Source organism: Legionella bozemanae, assembly GCF_900450575.1.
In the GTDB taxonomy this organism is placed as follows: domain Bacteria; phylum Pseudomonadota; class Gammaproteobacteria; order Legionellales; family Legionellaceae; genus Legionella; species Legionella bozemanae.
In genome coordinates this window covers 858,869-884,882 of record NZ_UGGY01000001.1, presented here as the reverse complement: position 1 = coordinate 884,882, position 26,014 = coordinate 858,869, and the positions used below count along the sequence as shown (strand labels likewise).

Sequence of the window (26,014 nt, the reverse complement as noted above, 5' to 3'; positions counted from 1 at the left end):
TAAATTAGTTATGAACAAAACGTGTGCTGCAAACTATGATTTAATTGACCTGCTCGAATGAGTTGTTGAATAAAATGCAAAAATTTGTTTTAAGTGTCTCTAAACTAACGTTTCTTTTGATGTAATTTCTCAATAAAGCGTCTTCAATAAGTTTGTAAAATTTGATTTAGAAATAAGCAATGTTCCTAAAAATATAATCATGACACAGTTGTGGGTTATAAAAAAATAGATTACACTGTGATTAATTATAGGTCAGTCAATAATTAAATATTGAATTTCCTGAAAGGAGTACTTTCATAATGAGGCGTCGTTTATCTTTGTTTCAACCCCTGATTAAAAATACATCTCCCTATCTTTTTCATAATAACTACCTTCAATCTCTTGAAAAAACCTGGTTAAGCAAAATACCGGCAGAAACAAGTCAAAAAAACAAGAAGAGTGTTAAAGTTTTTTTCAATCAAAAATACTTTCCAGATTCTTTAGGCACGGATCCCGATACGTCTTATTCATTATCCCGTCTTTTAACAAGAACTGCAGCAATTAGTGTTGATGGAGATAAGGCAGGTTATTTTCAAAATGGAGAACCTTTTAAGGAGAAAGATTATTTTGCTAAGCTACAACCTGGTGATCCGAAAGGACTATCACCCCAAGAACGCTTAATTGCATCAAAAAAAATTATAACCTCTAACAGCTCAGTAATGGCAGTCGGTGGATATCCTCATACAATTCCTCGACAAAATTTAAAAAAACCATTTCAAATTGGATTACTTTCTCAAGTAGGTGCACAATTTGAAAATTCTTATTTACATTATAGAGCTTTTATCATGGATCCTTATCAGGATATTATTGAACACCCCCACTTAAAGCATCTGTATGAAGATACTCCTACTGATTTTAGATCAGCAGCGGCTGTTCTAGCAAAATATGATAGTAATGGTGACTTATTTCGACCAAGAGATGGATTGCTCTACATTGCCAGAAATACTTCGGGCCATTTTTATCGTACTTTTTTTAATAAAAATGCAATTATTTTTAATAGAAAAGCTTTTTTTAATTCACTTGTCGAAGACATACATTTGGCTCTAATTGCTGTGGACCAAATGGCTGAAAAGGAAAAAAAGCCTGCTTTCTTAAAGGCTACAGGAGTAGGCATGGGATTTTTTGCTAAAATCAATTGTGCTTATGATATTCATGGTTATCTTTTACCTATTTATTTACATGCCTATAAACATGTTTTAGAAACTTATTCATTTCCTCATATAAAAGTAATTGAATTCCCAATTTTTGGGGATGAAGAGGAAAACACCTATGACTTGGTTTTTAATGGGCAAAATAAAATTAATCACATTGAGGTGTCACACTTTGCCCGAGATGTTCTTAGTTTTACCGATAAAGAAAGAGAAGAATACTATGTTTGTGCTATTAACCCAAGTGACTCCAATGCTTTTCCAGGTAATGAGCAAGGATACGGTAGCGTAGAATCAGCTCTGGGAAATAATACCACCATACGTACTGATCAAGTTTATTTAACAAATACTGCACTACTAAATCCAGAAAATCAGATAGGTATCAACTTAAGCGAGGAAAATTCTTTAACAATATCACGCGCTCCTTAAACTAATAAAGCCCTAATGATGTATTTATGTATGAGCCTATTAGAATATCCATAGATAATATAGTTATGCTCCCCCATATATATCCTTAATTCAATATTCCATTTTAGAGTAATCTGTATACCCTTTTTCGGCTCCTCCATAGAAAGTTGCCGGATCTGGGGTAGCTAGAGAAAAACCTTTTGTAAAACGCTCTGGTAAATCAGGATTGGCAATAAACTTACTGCCAAAGGAAATTGCATCGGCTCGGCCTTCATTAATTGCTGCTTCGGCTGTTTGCAGGGTATAGCCCGCATTAAGTACCAGTAATCCAGAGAATAATTTTCTTATTTTCGACGCTAATGGTACCCCATCAGGAAGTTGCATGGGTTCAACGAGGTGTAACATTCCCAAATGCAGCTTTTCCAACTGCTCAACAAGGTAAAGGTAAGTCTCTTTCGGATTAGAATCATTCATGCCATTGAATGGGTTGTTAGGGGATATACGGACAGAGACTCGTTCTGCTCCCCATACGTCAATCACTGCCTGGGTTAACTCAATTAAAAAACGTGCTCGATTGACCAGGTTTCCTCCATATTCATCCGTCCTTTTATTAGAGCCATCTTCCAAAAATTGCGCTGGCAAATACCCATTAGCGCCGTGAATCTCTACCCCATCAAAGCCCGCATCTCTGGCCAGTTTTGCTGATTTTTTAAAATCCTCAATAATTTCTTTAATTTCCGCTAGTTCTAAGGCTCTTGGCGTAACAACATCCTTAGGTCCCGAAAGAGTATAAGATTGACCTGAAAAGCCGATAGCAGAAGGTGCGACTGGCAGCAAACCACCATGAAAGTCAGGGTGAGAAACCCTGCCTACATGCCAAAGTTGCAAATAAACTTTCCCCCCTTGCACATGAACTTTATGCGTGACTTTTTTCCAGCCATCAACCTGTGCCTGACTATGGATTCCTGGAGTAAATATATAGCCAACACCCTGTGGACTCACTTGAGTTGCTTCTGTAAAAATAAGTCCTGCTGATGCTCTTTGCGCATAATAGTCAGCTATCAAATCAGTAGGTATTTGCTGCGTAGCACGTGAACGAGTCATGGGGGCCATAAAAACTCGATTCTTAAATGTCAGTTTCCCTTTGGTGAATGATTCTGTGAGCATTAAATTTTTCATGATAGAGTACCTTTCATATCTTGATTGCAAATTTTAAGATGATGTACCAAACTATACTTTGCCGACCAACTATTTATAAATATAGTTGGTCGGCAAAGTATTTGTCAAGCATCCATATCTTGGGAGTCTCAATTGGCTAATATAGAAGGGAAAACTGAAAAAGAAACAATTTCCTGCAAAGAGGAAGACGTTTTACGTTTTCCGAATGCAGTCAAAGGTAATGAGCTCAGCTATCTGATTTTCCTGCTTGCCAGAACACATAGGGGGATGGCAAGCGAACTTTTACGACCTCTTAATCTCTATCCTGGGCAAGAACTTTTGCTTATGCAATTATGGGATCGAGATGGCCAGAGCCAGATAGAACTTATTTGCCGACTTGGCTTGGATGCCTCTACTGTCACTAAAATGGTACAAAGATTAGAAGCTCAGGGCCACATCACCCGAACACCATCCAGCAAAGATAAAAGAGTAATGCAGGTCAACCTCACTTCTACGGGAAAAAAATTAAGAGCAGACGTTGAAAAAATGTGGACCTCTCTAAACTCTGCCGTTACCCAAATCCTTGATGTAGCGGAGCAAGAACAGATAAGCGCTCTTTTAAAAAAAATCGTATTAGGCATGCAAAAAGGGGTTAAATAAGGTGGGTTGGGTCATTTTGACTCAATAATTTGAACAACGGGTTACTCAAATTAGCGTTCCACGTACCAACACCGGTATGTATAAATTAAACCCAATTAGCGGCTTATACAGTGATGTATGAGTTTCATTAATGAAAAAATCCTAAACCCATAATGCCCGCAATAATCAGATAGATAGCGACAATGTAATTCAATAATCGTGGTAAAAGCAGAATTAAAACTCCAGCAATTAATGAAATAATAGGTGTAATGTGAACGCTAAGCATATTTCTCTCCTCCGTGAGCTCAATATAATTATTATAGCAGCACTTTGGTGAAATCAATTGCACGTCTTAGTGATAAAGCTGTTTCAATGAAGGGTCTTGGTTTCAAATTGTCAATTGCACACAGTGAGCCAATTAATTCACTCGCTTCTGTTCATACAAATAAGCCTGGAAACATGCCTTGGATAGTCAAGGGTATATCCTAATGCATACATTGATTTGAATTATCATATACATTATCATCTCTCATCGAAATCAAATCCAGAGTAAGCAATAAATGAAAAATGTAACAAAATATTTCGCTATAGCGCTAATAACTCTAATTCCTACTCTGTCTTTTGCAACTCTAAAACCATTCACTAGCAGAGATTGCGCTGCTTTAGCAATGCCTAAAACGGTCTTATTAGTTCATGCATCATGGTGCTCACACTGCAAGGCTTTTTTGCCAGTTTACAAACAGGTTTCTGATAAAGAAAAATACAGAGATTGGATTTTCTATCAAATGGTAAATGATAAATTTGAAAATGTTTGTGGTACTGCTATTAGAGGTGTTCCTGTCACATTTAAAAATAATATGAAAAACAATCTTATGGGAAACAGGCCGCAATCAGCTCTGGAAGAATTTTTAGATTCGAATGCCTAGAATAGACTTTAACCAACTCTTAAAGCACCTTACTCATATGAAGGAGGTTACGCCTGGAACTTCAGAAATTGATAAGTTTATAGATCAGAATTGGCCTTTAAAACAAATTTAATTTTGAGCCCCAACTTTCCATATTCCCACAGCTATTCCGCAGGTAACCCAAATACACACTCAAATATTCTTGCTTTTACAAAATAGACTAAAATCTTTTATTTTTGGGTTTTGAACATCTTTCCACTTAGAAACTAATCGATCAACTTGATCGAATCATGAGTCATCAGTTAAAATTTTTCCATTTCATTTACTAAGAACCCGATGGAAACAAAATTTGAAATGCCTCTCAGTGATGTTGAACTGATTGCGAACATGATGAAATTCAGAGTGTTCATTCGAACAGATAACTCCTCTGCAATATATTTTCAACCCTTTGATCAGTATTTGGTATGTCCTGCCGAACATATGAACTTGCAAACGACAGCAGGCTCATACAGAAAATATATAAATTCAGGTTTCTTAAGTACATTTGAATTTGATCATAATGAGGGCTTGAAAGCGGTTAACAACTATTTAAATTATGCCTGCGTACATTTCATTTTTATACCGGCAGCTCTTTGTAATCAAATTGATTTAACTGGCGGAACATCGGGCCTTGAAAAAAGGGGTAAAATTACTTATCCCTGTAAAGAGAGTGGTACTGCCTGGAAAACTCCCATACGTCATCAATTTCTTCCGCAAATTTTTAATACGCAAGGTATGTCTGTTGCCGTACCCCCGGGATCAAATCGCTACAAGTTTGAATATTTATTGGGAGGAAAATGGCAACCCTATGCCATATATGTCACTATATCAAAACAGGTCGCATTGGAAATTGCCAAAAAACAGTACACTGACGAAGCAGAGCTTTGGGCTGAGCTAAAAAATTACCATCCTTATGTGATTGGCTCTCAAAATTTCGCGCAGTATACTAGAATGCTAGAACAGGGGGAAATTGCTCAAACATCACAAGAAAGATGGAAAGCATTACCTTACGATAGGCAACAGCTGCTTTGTTTTTTATTCGCGGTGATGCAAAACAGATGTTATAAGGAACCTGTTCCTGAGAATGATATAGATATGATCTATAGCCTATTACATGATATTGCGCCTCAAATCGATTTACTACTACAACAAAGTCCTCTTCTATTCGATTATTTAAAGTTATTAGAAAGTTCTATCATGCTGACTCAAAGTCAGTTAGTTCCTCACGATGATGCATTAAATTTCTTAACGAAAGAGCTTAAAGAATTATTATCTTTCGATCTCCAAATGATTAAGACCCTGAATTCTTCAGTTATTGCAGATAAAGTTCGAATGCTTCAGTCATTCCATAAAGCATTCACTGCCGAACATATGTTTGGACAATGCATCAGGCGTTGTGAAAGCTTTCATTTTCAATCCTCGGAAATTGAAGAATTAAAAGTGAATACCTTAAATCTAATTCAAGAGTTTTATGCTGATCCCTCTCTTTCAGAGAGAAAAATCTCTCAATTAATTGAAGAACTATCATCATCTACAAAAATTGTAGAAGAAAAATTAAACGAGTTTTTAAATAGAAATTATATTTTAACCAGTGGAATTTTATTATTAGAGAATACAGATTTTAAAGGACCTCCAGGAGAACAATCCATAATTTTTTGTTTAGGTGAATGGTATCATCAATGGGTCCAGAGGCTTGATTTATCTCAAGGGAACTTAAATTTGCAAAAGCAGGCAATATACTGTGAAAAAATTGTAGATGGCCTTATGGCGTTACAAAAGATGTATCGAAGCTATAAATTTAATTCCTCTCAGTTTCTGCATGTATTTCACGATGAAGTAATGCATACAATCAATGCAGTAGAAATGGCGTTGCAGCAGGATGCTGGATGGGATATAGGTCGATACATTTATGAAAGAACGAATATGTTACTATGTTTAATAGGCACTCAAAATAATCAAAATAATAAATTTTTTTTCTTATCTTCCATCCAGACAACTATAGACCGATTAAACGAAATTAAAATGCCTGAGGTAACAATGCATACGAATGGTGCTTCTGCTTGAGACTTAAATAGAGAAGCAAAATAATGAGCGGCCAAGGCATGTGTTCGCATGTGCTCATAAGTCGAAAACTATCCTCAAGCCACCACTTACTGGGACTTCTCTCCCTACTCTAGGAGTGGTTAGAGGCGACCCGTAATGTAGAATTTAGTCGTATAATCCCCAGCTCACCAGTGCTTTTCCTGCCTATGGTTAGATCTACTTTAATTAATTGTATTACATTACTATTTTCAAATTGATAGTTAATTTTTAAAGGAAGAGTGAGTATCCATTTGTTATCTCTAGATTCAATGAGCTGAGGTACTCCGTCTATTTGGCTTGTTGCACTGAGTTTTTGGGTCTTAAACGCTTTAATGTTGCCTGATTTTTCAAAGGCATTTATAAATTTATCCCATCCCTGTTTCGTATAGCAGGATTGCAATTTTTTCAACTGTGTGTCTATAGATTTAGAATCAAAATTAAAAGATTGAGTTGCAGCGTGCTCAGCCCAAGCCAAGATAATGGCTTGATTGATATTTTTAATTTCAGCGGAAGTTTTATAATCACAATCGATAAGGGCTGCTTTTTTTGGTTGTTCCACTGTAGATCGTTGTGTATTTTGCAACCCGCGTTCGTTAGACGGTGTCACTTGAGGCTGGCTGGGCGTTACTGTATCGGCGTTAACCGGATCCTTGAGATGAGCAGTAATTCGCATAATTCCAAACTCGCCTGTAGGTTTACGTCCCATAGTTAAATTAACATTTAGAAATTGAGTTACGTTGACTTGTTTGTTCTGATAAACAACTTGTAAGGGTAACTCGATGCTCCATTGATTATTTCCAGTTCTAAGCAGTTTTATTTGACCATTTACCCTACTGTTCATAATAAAATTTTGGGATCGCATTGCTTCAATGTTACCTGATTTATCTAAAGCACTCTTAAAATTCGTCCAGCCTTTTGCAGTATAACAAGACTCCAATTTCTGTAACTGAGACTCTACTGATACAGGATTGAAATCAAAAGATTGTGTTGCGGCATATTCTGCCCATTTTATTACCAGGTCTTCATTAATCGTTTTCATCTCGCTAGGAATTTTGTAATTACAATTAATGGGCTCCGCTCTCTCTTCAGAAGGTCTGTTAAACGTAATTTTCGGAATTTGAGATGGTTTCGAAATTTCAACATGTTGAACTATTTCCCTACCCTGTTGCTGATTGAGTGTGTTTAGCGTGTTAATTACTTTTATTTTATCGAATTTTGGTAATGCAGCATAAAAATTAACTGTTCCTTTTTCTTTAAAATAGGAGAGTAACTTGGGCAATTTATTAGCAAAAATATCTGATTTAATAGCAAGAAACTGATTTTTAGTCCATACAAACGAATTAGCCATTAAAGGTTTTTCAATTTCATTTTTATAGTAAGAAGTTAACTTTGCCATTAGAGTTTTTATTGCTTTCTCATAGTCCAGAGCTTTTTGTTCTTCGACAAGGTGTTGGAGCTGTCTTGTAATATCATACTCTAACTTGAGACACAATTCGGGATGACTTAGGATTCTATCCGTCTCTGAAAGCGATCTTCGTGACGCAATGAATAAAGAGGTCAGAAACGAAGTAGCCACTTTTTTCAGGTTCTCTGCGCTATTTATTTGCTGAGTCACGCTCAAAGAAACAGCTCCCAGAGCTTCTTTTATTGCGGCTGCTTTTTGAGATAAAGGAGCGGCACGTGGTGTTGCGACTATTTGAACTATTCCGAGTTTAAATGCGTTCCTCCAGCTGATAATCAAGTAAACATTAAGAAAATGGGTTATTTCTTCTTTATCATTTTTATAAAAAACTTTAATGGGCACATTCATTTTCCATTGAGTTTCCTGAGCATCAATAAGTTGAACTTTTCCATCCAACATGCTGCTCACCATAAGATTTTGGGTTTTTATTGAATCAATATTTCCTGAATCTGTTAATGCATTAATGAAGCTAATCCATCCATTTTTGGTATAGCATGTTCTTAAATTTTTCAATTGAGTGTCAAAGGACGACAAATCAAAATTAAAGGAATGGAGTACAGCATATTCTGCCCAGCTTACAATTAAGGCATTATCAATTTTTTGAATTTCGGGAGAAATCCTATAATCACAATTGATTTCAATTGATTGCTTTTTTGTTATCGTGTGCGACTTTTGAGTTGTCTCTCCTTGTTGTACTCCCTCATAGGATTTAGCACGCGTAGATATTTTTTCAGAAACAGCATCTGGGGGTTGTCCAGCATATACTTGAATACAGATTAAATTAAATAATAATCCGCAAACAATATTTTTTTTCATGAGATAACATTCCTTATTATTAATATCTAACAATTCTTTTGCTGATGTCCTGTATTTTAATTTAACTCTGCTTATTCAGTGTATGAAATAGTGCAGAAATTTCAATATTGCATTGAGTAGCATGTGAAAGCAATCGAGTTCTGAGCAGCAACAAGGAAGCTACATTGGCGTTGATTGTAAGTGGCAGCAAGTTTCAAGTAGTATAGTCGAAAAATACTTTATTTGTTTTTTGACCTCTAAAAAATCAGATACAAATAAATTAGTACTTGCTATTATAATTTCCTGTTTTCTAAATAGTATTAATAAGTATGGCTGATATAATTTTTATTGGTGCAGGTCCTATTGGTCTTTTAGGTGCAATACAGTTAAAACTACAATTCCCGGAAAAAGAAATTCTCATGTTTGAAAAATATGAGATTCCTGTACGCAATCATGCAATGTATGTGGAACAAAGTTCTTTTGTGGGAATGGATAGAAGTAAAGGCTTTGGAGAGGTACTTGATAGTATTCCTTCCAAGGTGGTAATTAGTGACTTGGAAAAGAAACTTAGGGAATATGCAACATCAATTGGAATTAAAATTCAATATCAGGAAGTAAAGGACTTTAACGAATTACAAAAACAATACCCTGACACTAATTATTTTGTAGGGAGTGGCGGTTTGCGGGGCATTATTCATCCTCAAGTTTTTAATAACGAAAATCAGATCAATGAACCCTTGCGTTATGCAGTTGAAGTTAAATATAAAGCAACGGGCGCAACAAGGCCTCTGAATAAAGTCACTGAACTTCCAGGAGTACTTGCTTATACCAAACATCTTGTTTCTGAATATGTGGGACATTTAAAGGATGGGCTGACACCCATTTCACTAAGAATTTTTATTGATGAGCCTGCTTATCAAGCCATGAAGGAGGCTACATTCAAAACACCATATACGCTATCAGATAAGGGCAAAATTCCCGCTGATTTATTTAAAACCATAAATACTTATTTGCAAGGCAGGCATCATCTCGCGGCTGAAACAATTGAAGAAAACAGTTTAAAAATTTCTACCATTACCTTGTCTCTTTATGCGAGTAAAGATTTTTGTAAGAACGTTGATGGAAAAACAATCTTTCAAATCGGAGAAGAAGGCTTTGCCTGTCCATTTTACCGAAGCTTTAATGATAATGCCGCTTGCATCCCATTTTTTACTAAAGCAATGAGTGCGCTGCTCAAAAACAATAATGTAGAATCAAATAAAATCGGCTCAAGCTCATTTTTTAGTGTTTCTACTATTGAAGAAGACCCGCTTACATACTATCAACATAACGTGCAAGGATTAGTAAATAGTGAGATTAGAGCCATTCATTACTTAAATTTCGGTATTGAAATGCTTGAAACCTCAGTTGCCTCAGCGCAATCCGTTCCGCAATTTTCAGGCTCTAAATTGAACTTTAAAAGAGGCGGTAAAACTTTCTTAGATGAGGCTAAAAGAGAGCATCATAAAGATAAGAGAGAAAATGAGTCCTCCTCTACATGTGTTCTAATATAAAGAATTAAAATTAAAAAATCATTTTGCAAAGTAGATTATAATGCTTGACCTTGCCGCAACGTTAACCCTTATTGTGTCTCTTGTGACTTAAGAGGAATACAATATGAAGTACGCAATTAAACAATTAGCTAAGCTTTCTGGTGTAAGCACCCGAACTTTGCGTTTTTATGATGAAATTGGTTTATTAAAACCTGCATTTTATGGTGATAATCAATATCGTTATTATCAGGAAGAACAGCTACTTTTACTTCAGCAAATTCTATTTTTTCGTGAACTTGAGTTTCCTCTTAATGACATTAAGGAAATTTTGAGCTGCAGTGATTTCGATAAAATAAAATCGTTACAGAAACAAAAATCCTCATTGCAGTCTCATATTGAGCGAACACAAACACTCATACAGACGATTGATAAAACCATTTCACATTTAAGAGGACAATATAAAATGAATATCGAAGAAATGTTTGAGGGCTTTGACCCCATCAAACAACAAGAACATGAAAAATATCTGGTTGAAGCTGGCGTTATTTCACAACAACAAATTGATGACAGTTGGGCGAGAGTTACCCATTGGAAAAAGCCCGATTGGGAGGCCTTTAAAGCTTCTGGGGAGCAATTAAATCTTGCACTTGTTAACGCAGTAAAACAAGGCCTTAACATAGAATCATCAGAGGTGCAGGACCTTATTCAACAGCATTATAATTGGGTCAATAATTGTTGGACGCCAACTAAGGATACTTATTTAGGGCTTGGACAAATTTATCTGGACCATCCTGACTTTCGTGATTTCTTTAATCGCTATCATCCTGATTTGGTCGAGTTTTTGACTGCTGCCATGAAAGTATTTGCAAAACGCAATTTGTCTTAAATTTGATTGCCTACTGCATGTTAGTAGGCAAGCTTTTTAATTTCGTAAATTTTATGACTTATCTCACATTAAAAGAGGGTAGACATCTTGGTTTGCTGAATATAACATAAGCTATGGATTCCTAATATTATTTTTCATAGCTTACCAGCTGCCTTGAAGCAGAGAAATTACATCTTGCTGCTCTAAAATTGCAAACCGCGCAGTTTATGATAGGTGTTCTATAGTTTTGCGATATTTCTTATAAAATAAACTGCATAATGAAGAATGATCTCAACTCAATGGCAATCATAACCGCGCACAGCACAAGTTAAAATTTGATTGACGTAATCAGACCCAGTGGAAAAATCAATAATTTGATTTAATTTTAACGATGGGAACAGCCAGGCCAACAACAAGGCCGGCGCTTACCATCTTTAAGGTCATTGCATGCCCTCTCAATCCGGCGCTCCCTTGTCTCCTGTTTTTTGGCAGACTCAATCCAACATATCCATTCATTGCGCGCAAGCGGTGTAATATCTTTCCATGCAGCTAGCGCCTTCATGTCAAAAGATAATACTTTTTGAAAATCCGTTGGTACTTTATGTACCAAACCAAGCATAATCCCTTTTCGAGTCATAAATTTAGTCCCAAAATATCAAATTCATGCGGTTCTTTATCCACTGCAATTTACCTGTCGTTGACAGAATGAATATTATTTAATTAAGGTTCATCTCGGTTAGATATGAAATTTATTCTACCTGATATTTTGTATTCTAAATTTAATTTTAGGATTAATTAGATTTATTATCTAACAAGTGATGGCCTCCTCAACCTTATTCTAGAGATCTATTCAAAATCACTTCATTACTTCACAGACCGCATTTTAATGTTTATTTGAATCATAATGCATAATTATTGAGCTAATCTATAATTTTATTAATAGTTATCGATGTCATTATAAAAAAACCTAACGGGCTAAATCTTTGACAATTTAGATTTATAGCAAATATTTAGCTAATTCAAAATGAGGAAAATCGTTGCATGAGAGAAGCTACTCAAAAACCTCGCCTATCAAGAGAACAACTCAATCTAATAACGAATTTAAATAAATATCTTGAAAGCCATGATTTCCCATTTCGTATGAATCAAGAAGGGGTATGCCTTGGTCTTGCCGCTCTTCGTTGCAAATATGTTCTCGAAGGACGTGAAAATGAATATTATGAAATGTTAGATAAAATATCTAATATAGAAACACTTAAAAATGAGTATGACATGGAATTAAACCATTTCGTAGCTCAAGTAGTAATGGCTTATAAACCAGGGCTTTTTTCCAATAAGACTGAGAAAGATGCAATATCTATGATTCAGACCCCAGGAAAAGAAATACTGCGCATCAGTATGATCGCATCACTTGATAAATGGAAAAAAACAATCGAATCGCTCAACTTACAAGAAGATGAAGTGATGCAATTAAATGTTCCTAACCATGCCACAAGCATTTCTCGTACAAAAGATGGTAAATACCGCTTTGCTGATCCCAACAATCCAAACGGCTTTCAAGATTTCGATGATGTAAGTTCACTTATGGATCATGTTAAAAAACTTTATCCATGGGAAGAAGGCAATTACAGCCTTGATGTAAATATCATACGTCATAATAATAGTTTAGATAAACCTCGTATCCCTTCTCTACCAAGTATGTCGGAAATCTATGGGGATATCGATGTGAATGCTATAAGTGTGAGCACTCGTGACAAGAAAGACACTTATTCTCAAACTAGTTTCGCAGCACGCTTTGACAATTTTGCTTTATTTATACATTTATTTAATAAAGACAAATTTAAGATACTAGAAAAGGATGGCAAAAAGGATTTCACCGGTTTTAAGGACTTAGCTGCAGGATTATTGAGTGCGGCTAAATACGATAGTATGAAAATATTACAATTTGCCACAGATAATCTCGCTATAGTGCAAATACCAGAGCCATTTAGACAACTGGTTGATATGAGTATTAGCTCTAATAGTTATAAAGCTTTTACCCTGTTTCAGGAGCATACGAATACTAAAAACCTTTTTTTAACATTATTTACCAAAGATAAAGCCGCTCAATACATTCGCATGGCCGCTTCTGGTAATAACCTAAATAACGGTGGAAATCCCGATATTTTAAAAAAAATTATTGAAATTTATACTGCGGGTGATAATCCTATTTTGAGCAAGAATGAATTAGCACAAATGATTCTTAAAAAAAATGAAAATGAACCAGATATGATTGAAGCTGCTATTGGAAAGAAAGGGGCTTGTGGAATAAGTAACACAGAATGTGTATCTATATTACTTAAAAAGGTTTTGGAGTCAGATCAAAAACTCACCCCAGAGCAGCTTCTCCATTACGCCTTGCTTGCTGTAGAGACGAATCAACCCCATTTAGTAAAACTCTTTGCAGAAACAATTAGAGAAGAGTTACCCCAGAAGATCCAGGCTCAATTGTTCGAATCAATTAAATTAAGTGTTGAAACTGCAAAACATACAGATTTATCTATTTTAAAAACTCTTAAAGAATACGGTACTAAACACTCATTTGGTGTAGAGGAAATTATACACAAAAAAGAAGAACGTTCCCCGGGAATACTTCTTACCATAGGTATAAAATTACAAAAATTTACTGAATGGATATTAAACGAAAAAAAACTTTCTAAAGAAGATAATTTGCAACAATGTAGGGAAAATTTTAATTCCTTTAAACAGCGTGTTCAAAATCAGCGACAAGCTTTCGAAGATAAGGAAAATGCAGTCGATTATAACCCGACTACTCCCTCAGTATCGGCCACGAAATAACATGGGCATCAGTTTCATTTAAATGTTATATGAAAAGACCCAACCACTGTGAACAAATTAAAATTTGTCCCAACTCCAAACGCGTTCTCTTTAAATACTTTTCCACTCAGGTTCAATCAAGATTAACACAGCGGTTTATTCCTGATAAAGTGATTAAATAAGTCAAATAATCTTGCCGGTTGATCTATAGGGGCGAGGTGTCCTGCATTGCGAATCTTAACTTGGGTTAAGCCGCCTGACGTTTTAGCATAGCCAGCCACTTTACCATCTGTACGCCATACACAAGAAGCTGCATGAGCAAATTTATTTTTGAATGGCCATTTAAGTGCGGATAGCCATAATTCAGTGCTCATAAAATTTGAGTCCTTTCCATCTTCTAGACCATTATAAATCAATACCCGAATACCTGCTGCAAGAATTTTAGGATATAAATCGGCAACAGAATCCTGTTCACCAATTTCAAGCTGATCTGCTACCTGTTTACTAAAATTGTTAAATTGTTGAATACGCTTATCTACATGCAAAGCGTGGCGAACTTCAGATTTATTTAAATAATGAATCATTAATGCATCATCAGGTTCTGTACCTTTGGCAATATTAGCCATATTAAGTCCACCACTTTCTTTCTCAATTAATTCCTGCATTTTTTTACAAACCTGGTTTGCTTTGCGACTTGATGGCATTGTTTTGTCTATTTCTTTAATACATAAATCATATAATTTTAATACTTGATCTCGAACTTGACGATCAATAAGACCATGTGAATAAGCAAAATCAGCATTAGCACGTTGTTGCAGACGAGGATTAACCCAGGCATCGCCAATTAACAGTCCTTTTAAATTAATTTTGGGAGTCGTCCCTGTTTCAGAAATAATTCGAATGGCTAATTGAGGCAAATATTTTCCAGCATAAGATTCACCAGCCAAATAAAATGGTTTCGATTCTAGCTCCGGATGCTGCTGAAAAAAAATCTTAAGTGCACCATATAATTGATCTATTGCTTCTGACTCATTTGAGAATGTATTAGGTTCCCCATAAGAAAAACCAACTCCAGCTGGTTGATCAATTACTAAATAATTGGCTTTTTGGCTCCAGGAATAATGACGTTCTGACAAAGTCCCATCTTTATTAATTACATAAGGCCCATTTTCCATAAAAAAACCATACATTGACGCGGCTCCAGGACCACCATTTAACCATAACACCAGAGGAGCATCAGCATAATGCTCTCGATTTTCAACATACCAATAGAATAAATTACCTGGTACAGCATTACATTTTTGCTTTGAACAAACAGAAGTCGAAAGAGGAAGATAGCCTGCATACTCTATATTCTTAAGCGTACCAAAGCCTGGTAAGGATACAATTCTATCTTGTGAATTATCAGCAATATTAGGTGAAGAGGCGAATGCTACTAAAGTATACCCGAAGAATAAAAACCAAAAAACAATATGCATAGTACTTCCTTTATTGAAAGGGAAAACCTTGATTCCGCCTACAGCTCCATCAAGGCTAAATTTTGGTGCCAAATCCCTGAGTCCAAATAAGTCGGAAAGCAATGCATCCATTCAGTAAAGCCAGGATTTACTACTGATTTATTGGTAACTCCAGCAAAATGAATGATACCTTCTTAGTTAAGGTAAATTTAATCAATTTTTAGATAACAAACCCTTCATGATAACCCATGTAATAAAACCGCATATGCCAATCAATACTGTAGCAGGGATAATATTGTGTAGAGGCAAAAATGAGATGGCAGCGAGATTTAAAGCGATTGCGAAACAAGGTACCAATAAGGGAATTCTAAATATTTTGGTACTAATTCTCTCTTTTTTTGTATTAAGTTTAATTTTTATTAGTGCCAGGTTGCTTAATGAAAAAACTATCAAAACTATTGCACTTGTAGAACTTGCCAGATCTCCCAAATTACTTGTTAATACCAAGCAAAGTATTATTGGAAAGATTAGAAAAATGGCACTATAAGGGGTATGAAATTTGGGGTGAACCCTCTGTAACGATTTCGGTAGAAGATTTTCTTTTGCCATTCCATAAAGCAGACGCGATGCTGTAATGTAATTTAATAAAGCTGAATTGAAAACGGCGAAAATGGCAATAATTGAAAACAAAGATTTGGGAAGAGCAGGAGAAGATTTGCTAACCACGTCTAATAAAGGAGCGTCAGAGGAACTAAGTTCACTCCCTGGAATAATCGTTGTCGCTACCCAACTTACTCCTAAATACAAAATCCCAGCAATTCCAACAGAAGATAATATGGCACGAGGTAGATTCTTTTTGGGTTCCTTAACTTCTTCTGCAATATTCGCCATATCTTCAAATCCTGTGAATGCAAAAAAAGCTAAAGCTGTTCCTTGAAGCACCTCACCTATTCCAGGTGTTTCTGTAGGAGTAGCAATAACGTTGCTATGATGTGTTGCCAAATACCAAAATCCACAACCAAGCACTATAAATAGGCCACTTACTTCAACTGAGGTACTTATTATATTAGCCATTGATGATTGTTTGATACCGCGTAGATTAATTAAAAGTAAAATAAGCAAAAAACCGAAAATATCAAGGCTCCTGGGGATATTAAATCCTAAAGCTCTCAAATATCCAGCAAATGCATGCGATAAAGTTGAAATAGAGAGAATAGTAGCACAAAAGAGTAACAAACCTGTTAACATCGAAAACCACTGAGTACCAAAAGCCTCATGAATATAAATAGATACTCCACCACTTTTAGGAAATCGACTCCCCAATTCACTATAAGATAATGCTGTGAATGAGATAATCCCCATTGCAATAGCAAATGAAAACCAGGTTAATGAACCTGCATGGCCTGCAATTTTCCCTACAAGGGCATAAATTCCGGCACCAAGAATATCCCCCACACCATATATAATTAAAGCACCTAAACCAAGAGCTCTAATTAATCCGGATGAAGAGTTTCTATTCATTTTGAGTCCTTTTAGTAATAAACATTAGGCTCACTTATTTGTTTGAGTGAAGTAAAGCCAAGATATAGTATGTCTGCGCGCAGAAATAATTATATAGCATCGAAGAATAATGTCTGCATGCAGACACAATTAATGTGTTTATTGATATAAGGCATAAAACAGGGTTTTGTTTACCAGTTAAATATAAATATACCCATTTAAAATCTAATAATTTTGCAAGATAATAATATTTATTAAATAATATCATGCACGAATTTTTGTTAATTTTGGAGAAGAAGTTGTGAGAAATAACATTATAAATAAAACTGGTTTTAGTTGTTGGTTAAGCAGTATTGCTTGTCTTACATTTCTGACATTAGTAAGCCATAGTGCAGCAGCAAGTCCTGTAGGGTCTTTAGGAGCAATGGCATCAACAATTACTGTATCATTTACGAATCTGGCTAAATTGATTACTGCTGGTGCTTATTTAGCTGGTTTGGGATTTTCTATCGGGGCTATTATGAAGTTTAAACAGCACAAAGACAACCCGACGCAAATTCCAATTGGAACGCCAATTGCCCTCGTCTTTATTTCTGCCGCTTTATTGTTTCTACCTTCAATTTTAGGTGTAACAGAAGCAACAATGTTTGGCCCTGCTGGCGGTCAAACTGCAGGACCTAATGGTATTGTTTTTACAACAGCCCAAAATTAGGATTGGTGGTTCTCTGCCTTCTCACGGGCATTTGTCGAGCACGCTTCCAAGAAGGCTTGGTGTGCCTGTTCAAGGCATTTCTGCCAACTCCTGTGCTGGAGAAAGTATCTCCTACGGCAATAACAGCAAGCATAGCCTTGATGGAGCCGTAGGCGGAATCAAGGTTACACTTGCTAGCATTCCCCCTTAATCCGAGTGGGTTACTGCCAAGTTCTATATGTGAGACAAATTTATAGAATTTTCGCAAAGTCTGGATAGATCTATTCATAAAAATCGGGTTAGCATCGCCATTACAGTTTGACTAACTTTTTCTTTTACTCGCATTTTTTTAATTTCAATGCGAATTCCCTCCTTAAATAGCCTATGATTTAACCCACCTTCTGAATTAGATAATAAAAATAATATTTTTTACCCCACGCTCTTTCCTTACGAGCATACTTCGCCAAGTAACGCAGTGTGGGATTTTTAAATCTAATTTTCCACCAAGGCAGAAAGGTTGCTCCCTTAGAGCCCGCCAGTGCAAGAAGTTCGGTAAGCGGCATCGGATTATCATCGCCGAATATCCTTTGAGCCCTTTTACAAAGTCCAGCTTCATCTACAATGAGACGTTTGTAGATAGATGCTTGAACCATCCGGGTAATATTTTTCTTTTTGATGATTTTTAAATGCTTACTTGTCTTAATATATGCTTCTAATCTGTCTGATTGCTGTTTATTCTTAAAATAAATATCGGCATAACAAAAGAAACCACCAGGGGCTAGGACGCGCTCCACCTCAGCAAAAAAAAGCTCAATTCTTGGGTAAAGATGAGAGCTTTCAAGGTTCGTTACCACATCAAAACTTTCATCTTTTAACGCTAAGCTTTCCGCATCAGATTGTAGGTAATTTACTTTTTCATTTTTATAAAAATTACTCTTTGCATGTCTTATTAAAGGAGTTATTAAATCAACGCCTAAAGCATATTGAGTTTTCAGTAATTCAGAACCCAATCGTAAACCGAGCCCATTGCCGCAACCAACCTCTAACAATCTCTTATCGAAAAACTCCATTTTTATTAATGGCCTGATCAGGTTATAAAGGAGTAGTGGTGAATAAATATCTTGATGTGGAGATAAGGTAGAAATATCAAAATTTAACGCCATGTATTCCTTATATATTTTCTTATTCCACAGCCCCCAGTTCATAAAAACGTTTTCTTCAATAAAATTGGCAAAACATTCATAGCTCGATTTGACATCCTGTTTCATTAATATAGCGTCTGAGGGATGATAACATTTTTGTTTAAGTATTTTATTTGTTTTTCTAAGAGCTTGACTGTACGTTTTGATTTCTTCTTTCATTTTAATCACTTATTAAATCAGCAATCTTAGTTTCGTCATTTTTCACTAATTTTTTAATCAACTTAATTAATTCGCTGGCTATTTGATCGTTACACTTTTCAGTTAGAGGGCCATTAATAGACACCAGATATTCGCCATCCTGATTCCTGGTAAAGATAATCCATAAGTATTGATTGCCTATAGGACGGTCTACACTGGCAAAATGACTGGCATAATTATACTCAAGATCTGCAAACCCCATATGCGGAGGCTCTTTGAAAAAGCCCTCAGTAATATTAATACATACGTTCACCGGACTTGGTTTTAGTAAAGGGATATTCAAGTGAAACATCTTATTGAGCTTTGATTTGATTAAAATATTTTTTCTTCTCGATGTGATCTGAGCTAAGTAGTTCAGATAGTAGTCTATTACTATTGAGTTTAGCTTACTTTTTTTAAAATGTTTCGTTAGAAAAGCTTTGTTAAATGCATATACCAAATACTGACCAAGAGACAATGAAAAACCTCTTAGCCTCTGGTTTTTGATTAGTTGAGAACATTTTTGATAAGGGGCTGTTTTTAACAGTTGCTCTTCAATTGAATGAATAGAGTCAATATAGCTATCCTCCACATTTAAGGTAATATTTATCATTTTACGCTCCGAGAACAGACCCAGGGCTGACTTGTATTGACCTCCCTCTCTACCTTTATGAATTAGTGTGACAGGTATTTTATTTTGCTGAGTTATCTTGTAAAAAACGATTTGGCACGCAGCAATTAATCCAGAGCTGATACTAATATTTTTTTCTTTATGCCAGTCGATAAATTTTTCAACTAATTGTGACTCAATAGTATAATGAAACAAATGCTTTGAGCGGCCAAACCCTGAATCAGGTAAATGATTTCCGGGACCAAAATTTAATCCTTTAACCCCTTTATTATAACTCCACCAAAAATCAATTTTATCTTTCAGGTTTTTTGCATAATCAATATTACTCTGTCTCACATAGTCAAAAAAAGATGCTTTTTCGGGTATCGGGGTGAGTGCTTCTCCACGGGTAAGTGCAGTGTAATTTTCCTTAACCTGTGCAAGTACAATGTTACACGTATCATCATCAGATATAATGTGAGGCATCACGATATGTAATTCATGCAAGTCATGTTGCACCTTATACAGACATACTCTAATCAGTGGCTGTCTGTTTAATGGAATAATACTCCTTACATTACTATAGAACTCATGCTTCAACACATCCCTCTTATTATCTAAGGAAATGTCCTCGTAGTTTAGCTGAAATTGACCGTCTTTCTTCACCATTTGGGTCGGCGCATCTTCATTAAAGTTTATCCAGAAAGTACTGTTTTGCTTCACAACAAAATCAAACGCTTGGAACAAGTATTCTTTGTTGAGTTTTCCGTGGAGTTGTATGTGTATGCCGCAATTCATAGCATAACTCATTTTATTTGAAACCCAATATATGTATTGATAATCAGATAAAGCTATTTCTTCTAAAACTGGATTTTCCGCGACGTGATTACCGGTTTCTTTTGCAAAAATATTTTGTAATTCATCTGCAAGATTCCTGGCAATTTTATCAATGCTGGGATGATTAAGAAAATATTCTATGGGTATGCTAAGCGATGGGCATTGCAACTTATCATGCATTCGGTTTCTAATTTCCAAATACATCAATGAATCCAACCCCATTGAGTACAAATCATCTTTTGCTGCGGTTTGATCCAGCTCCGGCATCCCCATAACATCCGCAGTAATTTTGCATAAAGCCGAACTCAACATAGCCACACGCTCTTCATGAGCATGCTCTCGAAGAGCGTTTAAAAAGTGCTTATCGGGTTTAGGAGTCTCTATACTCTGGGCGTGATTACCGGTTTCTTTTGCAAAAATATTTTGTAATTCATTTGCAAGATTCCTGGCAATTTTATCAATGCTTGGGTGATTAAGAAAATATTCTATGGGTATGCTAAGCGATGGGCATTGCAACTTATCATGCATTCGGTTTCTAATTTCTAAATACATCAATGAATCCATTCCCATTGAGTACAAATCATCTTTTACTGCGGTTTGATCCAGCTCCGGCATCCCCATAACATCCGCAGTAATTTTACATAAAGCCAAACTCAACATAGCGACGCGCTCTTCATGAGTATGCTCTCGAAGAGCGTTTAAAAAGTGCTGAGCTGGTGCAGGAGCTTCCCTGCTCTGAGCGAAAAACTCCATTTGTTTCGGTGCGTTTTTGCAATAAATATCTCTATCAATAGGACATACTGCAATTTGCGTCACCTGATGTGTCAATAAAACATCAAGAATATCCACACTGTCTTTATCTAAAGGAATTAAACCTTGTTGTTTCATAGCTTGCGTAAGATTTGCTGCCATCCCCACTGTATGAAAAGGACCCCAGTTAATCGCAATTGCGGGTAAACCCAACTGATGTCGTAAATGCGCTAGCCCATCTAAAAATCCATTAGCAGCAACATAGTTTGACTGCCCTTTTGATCCTAGCACGGACGCTATAGAAGAAAATAAAACAAACACGTCCAACTGAATATTTTTAGTTAATTGATGCAGAATCTGAGCGCTTTCCATTTTCGCACGTAAAACAGTTTGAATATCTTCATCGCGTAAATTGACAATCAAGCCATCTTTAATAACGCCTGCGAGATGAAACACACCTCTGAGAGGTTTGGAATCTTGCTCAATATACTCAAATATCTGCTTCATTTGCTGATAATTACTTGCATCAGCAGCATAATGCCTAATGTAGACTTGTTTTTTTCTTGCACTTGAAATCAAGTCCTTTGTATCCATTGAACATTCAGAGCGACTCGTAATAATAATATATCTAGCGCCTCTAAGAATAAGATATTCAATTAATGCTTTCCCCAAGCCTCCAGTACCTCCCGTAATGAGGTAACTTGCCTCTCTATCAAATAATATCTTCTGTTGCTCAGGAGGAGGAGACAATTGTTTTTTTTCTAGCCTGGGGACATAAATTGAATCTCTTACTGCAAATTGAGTTTCCAAATTTTTAGCGTCGAATAGATAGTTTAAAAGCTTGTTCAAATTGCCGTTTGAATCTAAGTCAATCGTATAATTTCTACTGAGTCCGAGCTCATTTCTAAAGCTTTTCCAAAAAGCACTCGCCATAGTATGCTCAGGATTTACTTTATTTTTACCATTAATGCTATAGGCATTTTCTGTAACTAATATAAAGCTGCTCGGGCATGATTTAAACATTTTTTGACAGCAATGAAACAACGCAGTAAATTGCCCTTCTTCATAAAAGAAGATTATATTTTTATTTTCTATACTCTCTAATGCATTCACATCATCTGTGCGCTGGTAAGCAAGATGGCCAAATACTTGTTTCACTTTCATTTCATCTTGCGCAATAACCCAAAAGTCAGGGATATCTGGTGTGCTTAGCAAGTTTACATTAAGTTTATTCCAGATTATTTCATAGAGATGATTCAAGTGAGATTCATTGCCAGAAATTGGGCTCGCTTGCACTATATCAGTACTTATTAAAGAGTCCCTTTTTTCAAACCAAAATTCTTTCCGGTCAAACGCATAGTTAGGCAGCGCTACTTTTATAAATCTATGATCACAATTTTTATAGTATAAATTCCAGTCTACATTTTTGCCTTGCAAATAATCGGTAAGCAATAACATTAGTACAGCATCGTCTTGTAAATCAAACGGATTATTTTTCCCTTGCGATGATGCAAATTGGCCCATATCTAACAATCGCCCGGCCTCAGCAGCGCTTTTAGCAACCACAGCCAACCGATAAGGATGATGTTCTCGGCAAGTGGCAGCGGTAAAACATACATCACTAAAACTATCTTTTGTTGTTTCTAAATACTGTGGATATCGTTTTGCCAAACGGTCTAATGAGGTTTGGGTTTTTGCCGATAGAACCAGTAAATTTAATCTCGCTGGTTGAGGTGGACTTTGATCTGCCTTTACAGCAAATTCTTGCAAAATAAGATGGGCATTCGTACCGCTGAAGCCAAAAGAATTGACCCCTGCGCAGTTGGGTTTTGAACCCATGTTCCAATCCATATTTTGCAGAGCGATACGTGTATTATCTAGTTTTATGTTGGGATTTAATTTTTTAAAATTTAAATTCTTATAAATTTTCTTCTTTTGTAGGCTAATGATCGTTTTAATAACACCTGCTATACCAGAAGCACTTTCAAGATGACCTATATTTGTTTTAACCGCCCCGAGATATAAGGGGTTATCTTTGCTACGCTGACATCCATAGACGTTATTAATAGCATGAACCTCGATAGGATCACCTATAGGAGTACCTGTTCCATGCGTTTCAACATAGCTGATATCACTGCTCGATAACTTGGTTTGTTTCAGAGCTTGCAACATCACTTCTTCTTGGCTTTTACCGTTAGGAGTAGTAAAGCCCATAGATTTTCCGTCATGATTAACTGCTGAGGCTTTAATAACCGCTAAAACCGTATCCTTATCGCGAACCGCGTCCGCCAGTCTTTTAAGAAAGATGACCCCACAACCTTCGGAGCGTACATAACCATCTGCACCTGCATCAAAGGTTTTACATTGACCATCGGGCGATAATGCCTTAGCGTTGCAAAGAGCTATATTTAGCTCTGGCATTAATATGATATTCACGCCACCAGCCAAGGCAAAATCAATTTCTTTATTTTTTAAGCTCTGACATGCATAGTGAATTGCAACTAAAGATGAAGAACACGTTGTACTAAAACCTATCGATGGTCCTTTAAAATCAAAAACATATGCCACTCGACCCGGAATATAACTTAGTCCATTACCGGTAACATAATAAAAATTTAATGTTTCATTTTGGTGTGGATAATATCCCGTACCAATGGGCCCCACGCCAACAAATACACCGGTTAAACTATCACGCAAAGAACTAGGAGGGTAGTTTGCATTTTCTATAGCCAGATAACAACATTCTAAAAAAATTCGATGTTGAGGCTCCATAAATTGCGCTTCACGGGGACTAATACCAAAAAAACTTGCATCAAAATCTTTAATATTCTCTATTAATCCAAGTTTATTAACATAGGATTTTCCTGGGACGTCCTTATTTGGATTATAGTATTTTTCATTGTCCCATCGATCGATTGGAATATCCTTAATGCCACTCAGCCCTTCTTCAAGCAACCTTTCAAATGCGGTAATATCAGGTGCATTAGGCAGCGAACAGCTCATTCCTATAATAGCGATTGCATCGTCTGCCGCCTTCTGAGGCGCATTAATTGATGATTGTTCACTAATGCTACTGCTTCTAGGTTCATGCCAATAGGGTTTTCTATCAAAGTAATACAGCGGTAAATCAACTTTATTGTATTGATTATCACGTTCATCTAATCTTATGTTGGCACCGGATAGATAAAGCTTGAAAATTTGATTTGCATCATTTCCGGTTATTTTGATGTCTTCTTTTATAGTTACTCTTTTCAGTTCATAATCTTTAGACTCTATTGCCTTAATTAATTCCCTTTTATCTTTTGCAATGATGGCGCAGCGAAATTTATAATGGTCTCGGCAATTGAGTAAGGTATAACACACATCACACAAACTTACGGAAGATTCCTTGAAATAGTGTAAGTAGCTTGCCATCATGTGTTGCAATGAGTATTCACTGTTTGCTGAAAGGACAAAGCATACGGGTTCACCGTTATCCGCAATAGGCTCTTTTGATGTAAAACTTGGCGGTTCTTCAATAATAGCGCTCACATTGGTACCCGTAAAACCAAAATTGGATACTTGTGCATACCTCTTTTTATTAAGTTGTTTCGTAAAGGGTATCGCCTTAACAGGTATCAGTGCGGGTATGCTTTTCGGATCAATTGAGCTGTTTGGTGTTGCGTAATGTAGGTTTGCTGGTATGGTTTCATGCTTGAATGCCTCGATTACTTTAATCAGTGAGGCAATACCCGATGATGAAATCGTATGGCCTAGATTACTTTTTAATGCACCGATAATCAGAGGCTTGTCTTTGTCATGCTGGCCTTGGTGTATGTGTTGAATCGCATTAAATTCAACCGAATCACCAACAACAGTACCTGTTCCGTGTGTTTCAATATAATCAATATCGCTTGCTGCTAAATGAGCTTGCTCTAACACGGATTGATGCATCGCAATTTGTGCCTCTATATTCGGCGCAGCCATGCCCATTCCACCACCATCCTGATTCATGACAATGCTTTTGATCACCGCATGGATCTGGTTATCATCTTTAATCGCATCACATAACCGTTTAACTACCACTACGCCACAACCTTCGCTACGTGCATAGCCATCGGCTTTAGCATCAAAACTACTGCATTGGCCAAGAGCTGATAGCATATTGGCCTTGGTTACGCCGATAAAAATTTCAGGACAAAGATTAAGATGGACTCCGCCAACAATTGCCATATCGCATTGCTGATTTCTTAATGCCGTGGTTGCAAGATAAAGTGCGGATAAAGAGGAAGAGCATGCTGTATCCACCGTGATGCATGGTCCTTTCAAATTTAAAAAATAAGAAAGCCTGCCTGCTGCCGCACTGTCAGCAGAACCAATATAGGTATACGCATTAAATTTTATATTGTCTTTATAATTCAGCTGGTTGTAGTCGTTAGTAGAGATGCCACAGTACACTGCGGTATTTGAATTCTTTAATGAATCAAGGGGGATATTGGCATGGTTTAATGCGCGAATGGATACTTCTAAAAACAGGCGGTGTTGTGGATCAATTTGTTTGGCTTCAATGGGAGCTATTTCAAAAAAAGCAGCATCGAATAACTGAGGATCATTTAAAAACCCTCCTTTACGACTCACTATTTTATCGTCTTTCTGTCTATCAGGATCATAATACCTGTCAATATCCCAGCGATTTGCAGGCACTTCTTTGATTGAAGTCTGTTCTTTAATTAACATCTCATAAAATGCATCAACATCTTCGATATCCGCATTAACTCCAGGAAACTGACAATTTATTCCCACAATAGCGAGCGGCTCATGCATTATATCTGAAAGATTATCCCCCGAGTTTTTCTTTATCATTAAAAAATCCCTTTAAACCACTCTATGCAGCATAGTTGCTGTCGCGTAATGTGAATAAA

16 protein-coding genes are annotated in these 26,014 nt (G+C 36.3%); 8 read left to right on the top strand and 8 right to left on the bottom strand.

All coding sequences use genetic code 11. From position 1 onward, the window contains the following. Positions 1–299: 299 nt before the first annotated feature. Positions 300–1,616, top strand: coding sequence for a DUF4804 domain-containing protein (locus tag DY223_RS03800; protein WP_058460684.1), 1,317 nt, complete (start codon positions 300–302; stop codon positions 1,614–1,616). Between the two features lie 90 nt (positions 1,617–1,706). Here the strand turns inward: DY223_RS03800 and DY223_RS03795 are convergent, their stop codons facing one another. Then, a complete protein-coding gene (locus DY223_RS03795; RefSeq protein WP_058460683.1) occupies positions 1,707–2,774 on the bottom strand; it encodes an alkene reductase in 1,068 nt (355 codons plus the stop codon). Between the two features lie 132 nt (positions 2,775–2,906). Here DY223_RS03795 and DY223_RS03790 point away from each other — a divergent pair, with 132 nt between their 5' ends. After that, entirely contained in the window at positions 2,907–3,413 is a 507-nt protein-coding gene (locus DY223_RS03790) for a MarR family winged helix-turn-helix transcriptional regulator (protein WP_058460682.1), read from the top strand. Between the two features lie 127 nt (positions 3,414–3,540). Here DY223_RS03790 and DY223_RS03785 read toward each other — a convergent pair whose 3' ends face one another. Continuing rightward, a complete protein-coding gene (locus tag DY223_RS03785) occupies positions 3,541–3,678 on the bottom strand; it encodes a DUF3096 domain-containing protein (RefSeq protein WP_082642490.1) in 138 nt (45 codons plus the stop codon). Positions 3,679–3,952: 274 nt separating this feature from the next. Between DY223_RS03785 and DY223_RS03780 the strand changes: the two genes are divergently transcribed. Beyond that, positions 3,953–4,318, top strand: coding sequence for a thioredoxin family protein (locus tag DY223_RS03780; protein ID WP_058460681.1), 366 nt, complete (start codon positions 3,953–3,955; stop codon positions 4,316–4,318). Between the two features lie 315 nt (positions 4,319–4,633). Further along, positions 4,634–6,400, top strand: coding sequence for a hypothetical protein (locus tag DY223_RS03775; protein WP_058460680.1), 1,767 nt, complete (start codon positions 4,634–4,636; stop codon positions 6,398–6,400). Positions 6,401–6,509: 109 nt separating this feature from the next. Here the strand turns inward: DY223_RS03775 and DY223_RS03770 are convergent, their stop codons facing one another. Next, entirely contained in the window at positions 6,510–8,696 is a 2,187-nt protein-coding gene (locus DY223_RS03770; protein WP_058460679.1) for a DotI/IcmL family type IV secretion protein, read from the bottom strand. Positions 8,697–9,004: 308 nt separating this feature from the next. On the opposite strand from DY223_RS03770, the gene DY223_RS19395 reads away from it, so the two are divergent. Next, positions 9,005–10,228: a hypothetical protein gene (locus tag DY223_RS19395; RefSeq protein WP_235810581.1), complete on the top strand. Its 1,224-nt coding sequence runs from the start codon at positions 9,005–9,007 to the stop codon at positions 10,226–10,228. 103 nt (positions 10,229–10,331) lie between these two features. Next, the gene (locus DY223_RS03755; protein ID WP_058460678.1) at positions 10,332–11,093 is read left to right on the top strand and encodes a MerR family transcriptional regulator; all 762 of its coding nucleotides are present in this window, start codon (positions 10,332–10,334) and stop codon (positions 11,091–11,093) included. Between the two features lie 364 nt (positions 11,094–11,457). Here the strand turns inward: DY223_RS03755 and DY223_RS03750 are convergent, their stop codons facing one another. Continuing rightward, positions 11,458–11,691 (bottom strand): YdeI/OmpD-associated family protein, encoded by a 234-nt coding sequence (locus DY223_RS03750; RefSeq protein WP_259293088.1) that lies wholly within the window; start codon positions 11,689–11,691, stop codon positions 11,458–11,460. Between the two features lie 521 nt (positions 11,692–12,212). Between DY223_RS03750 and DY223_RS03745 the strand changes: the two genes are divergently transcribed. Next, positions 12,213–13,910, top strand: a complete 1,698-nt coding sequence (locus tag DY223_RS03745; RefSeq protein WP_160116272.1) for a hypothetical protein — start codon at positions 12,213–12,215, stop codon at positions 13,908–13,910. Positions 13,911–14,032: 122 nt separating this feature from the next. Here the strand turns inward: DY223_RS03745 and DY223_RS03740 are convergent, their stop codons facing one another. Beyond that, positions 14,033–15,367, bottom strand: a complete 1,335-nt coding sequence (locus tag DY223_RS03740) for a S10 family peptidase (protein ID WP_082642495.1) — start codon at positions 15,365–15,367, stop codon at positions 14,033–14,035. 192 nt (positions 15,368–15,559) lie between these two features. After that, positions 15,560–16,867 carry an APC family permease gene (locus DY223_RS03735; protein ID WP_058460675.1) on the bottom strand — a complete coding sequence of 436 codons (1,308 nt, stop codon included), beginning with the start codon at positions 16,865–16,867 and terminating at the stop codon, positions 15,560–15,562. A 280-nt stretch (positions 16,868–17,147) separates the two neighbouring features. On the opposite strand from DY223_RS03735, the gene DY223_RS03730 reads away from it, so the two are divergent. Beyond that, positions 17,148–17,558, top strand: coding sequence for a hypothetical protein (locus tag DY223_RS03730; protein WP_058460674.1), 411 nt, complete (start codon positions 17,148–17,150; stop codon positions 17,556–17,558). A 368-nt stretch (positions 17,559–17,926) separates the two neighbouring features. Here DY223_RS03730 and DY223_RS03725 read toward each other — a convergent pair whose 3' ends face one another. After that, positions 17,927–18,898: a class I SAM-dependent methyltransferase gene (locus DY223_RS03725; protein WP_058460673.1), complete on the bottom strand. Its 972-nt coding sequence runs from the start codon at positions 18,896–18,898 to the stop codon at positions 17,927–17,929. A gap of 1 nt (position 18,899) precedes the next feature. Further along, entirely contained in the window at positions 18,900–25,955 is a 7,056-nt protein-coding gene (locus tag DY223_RS03720) for an SDR family NAD(P)-dependent oxidoreductase (protein ID WP_058460672.1), read from the bottom strand. Positions 25,956–26,014 lie beyond the last annotated feature (59 nt).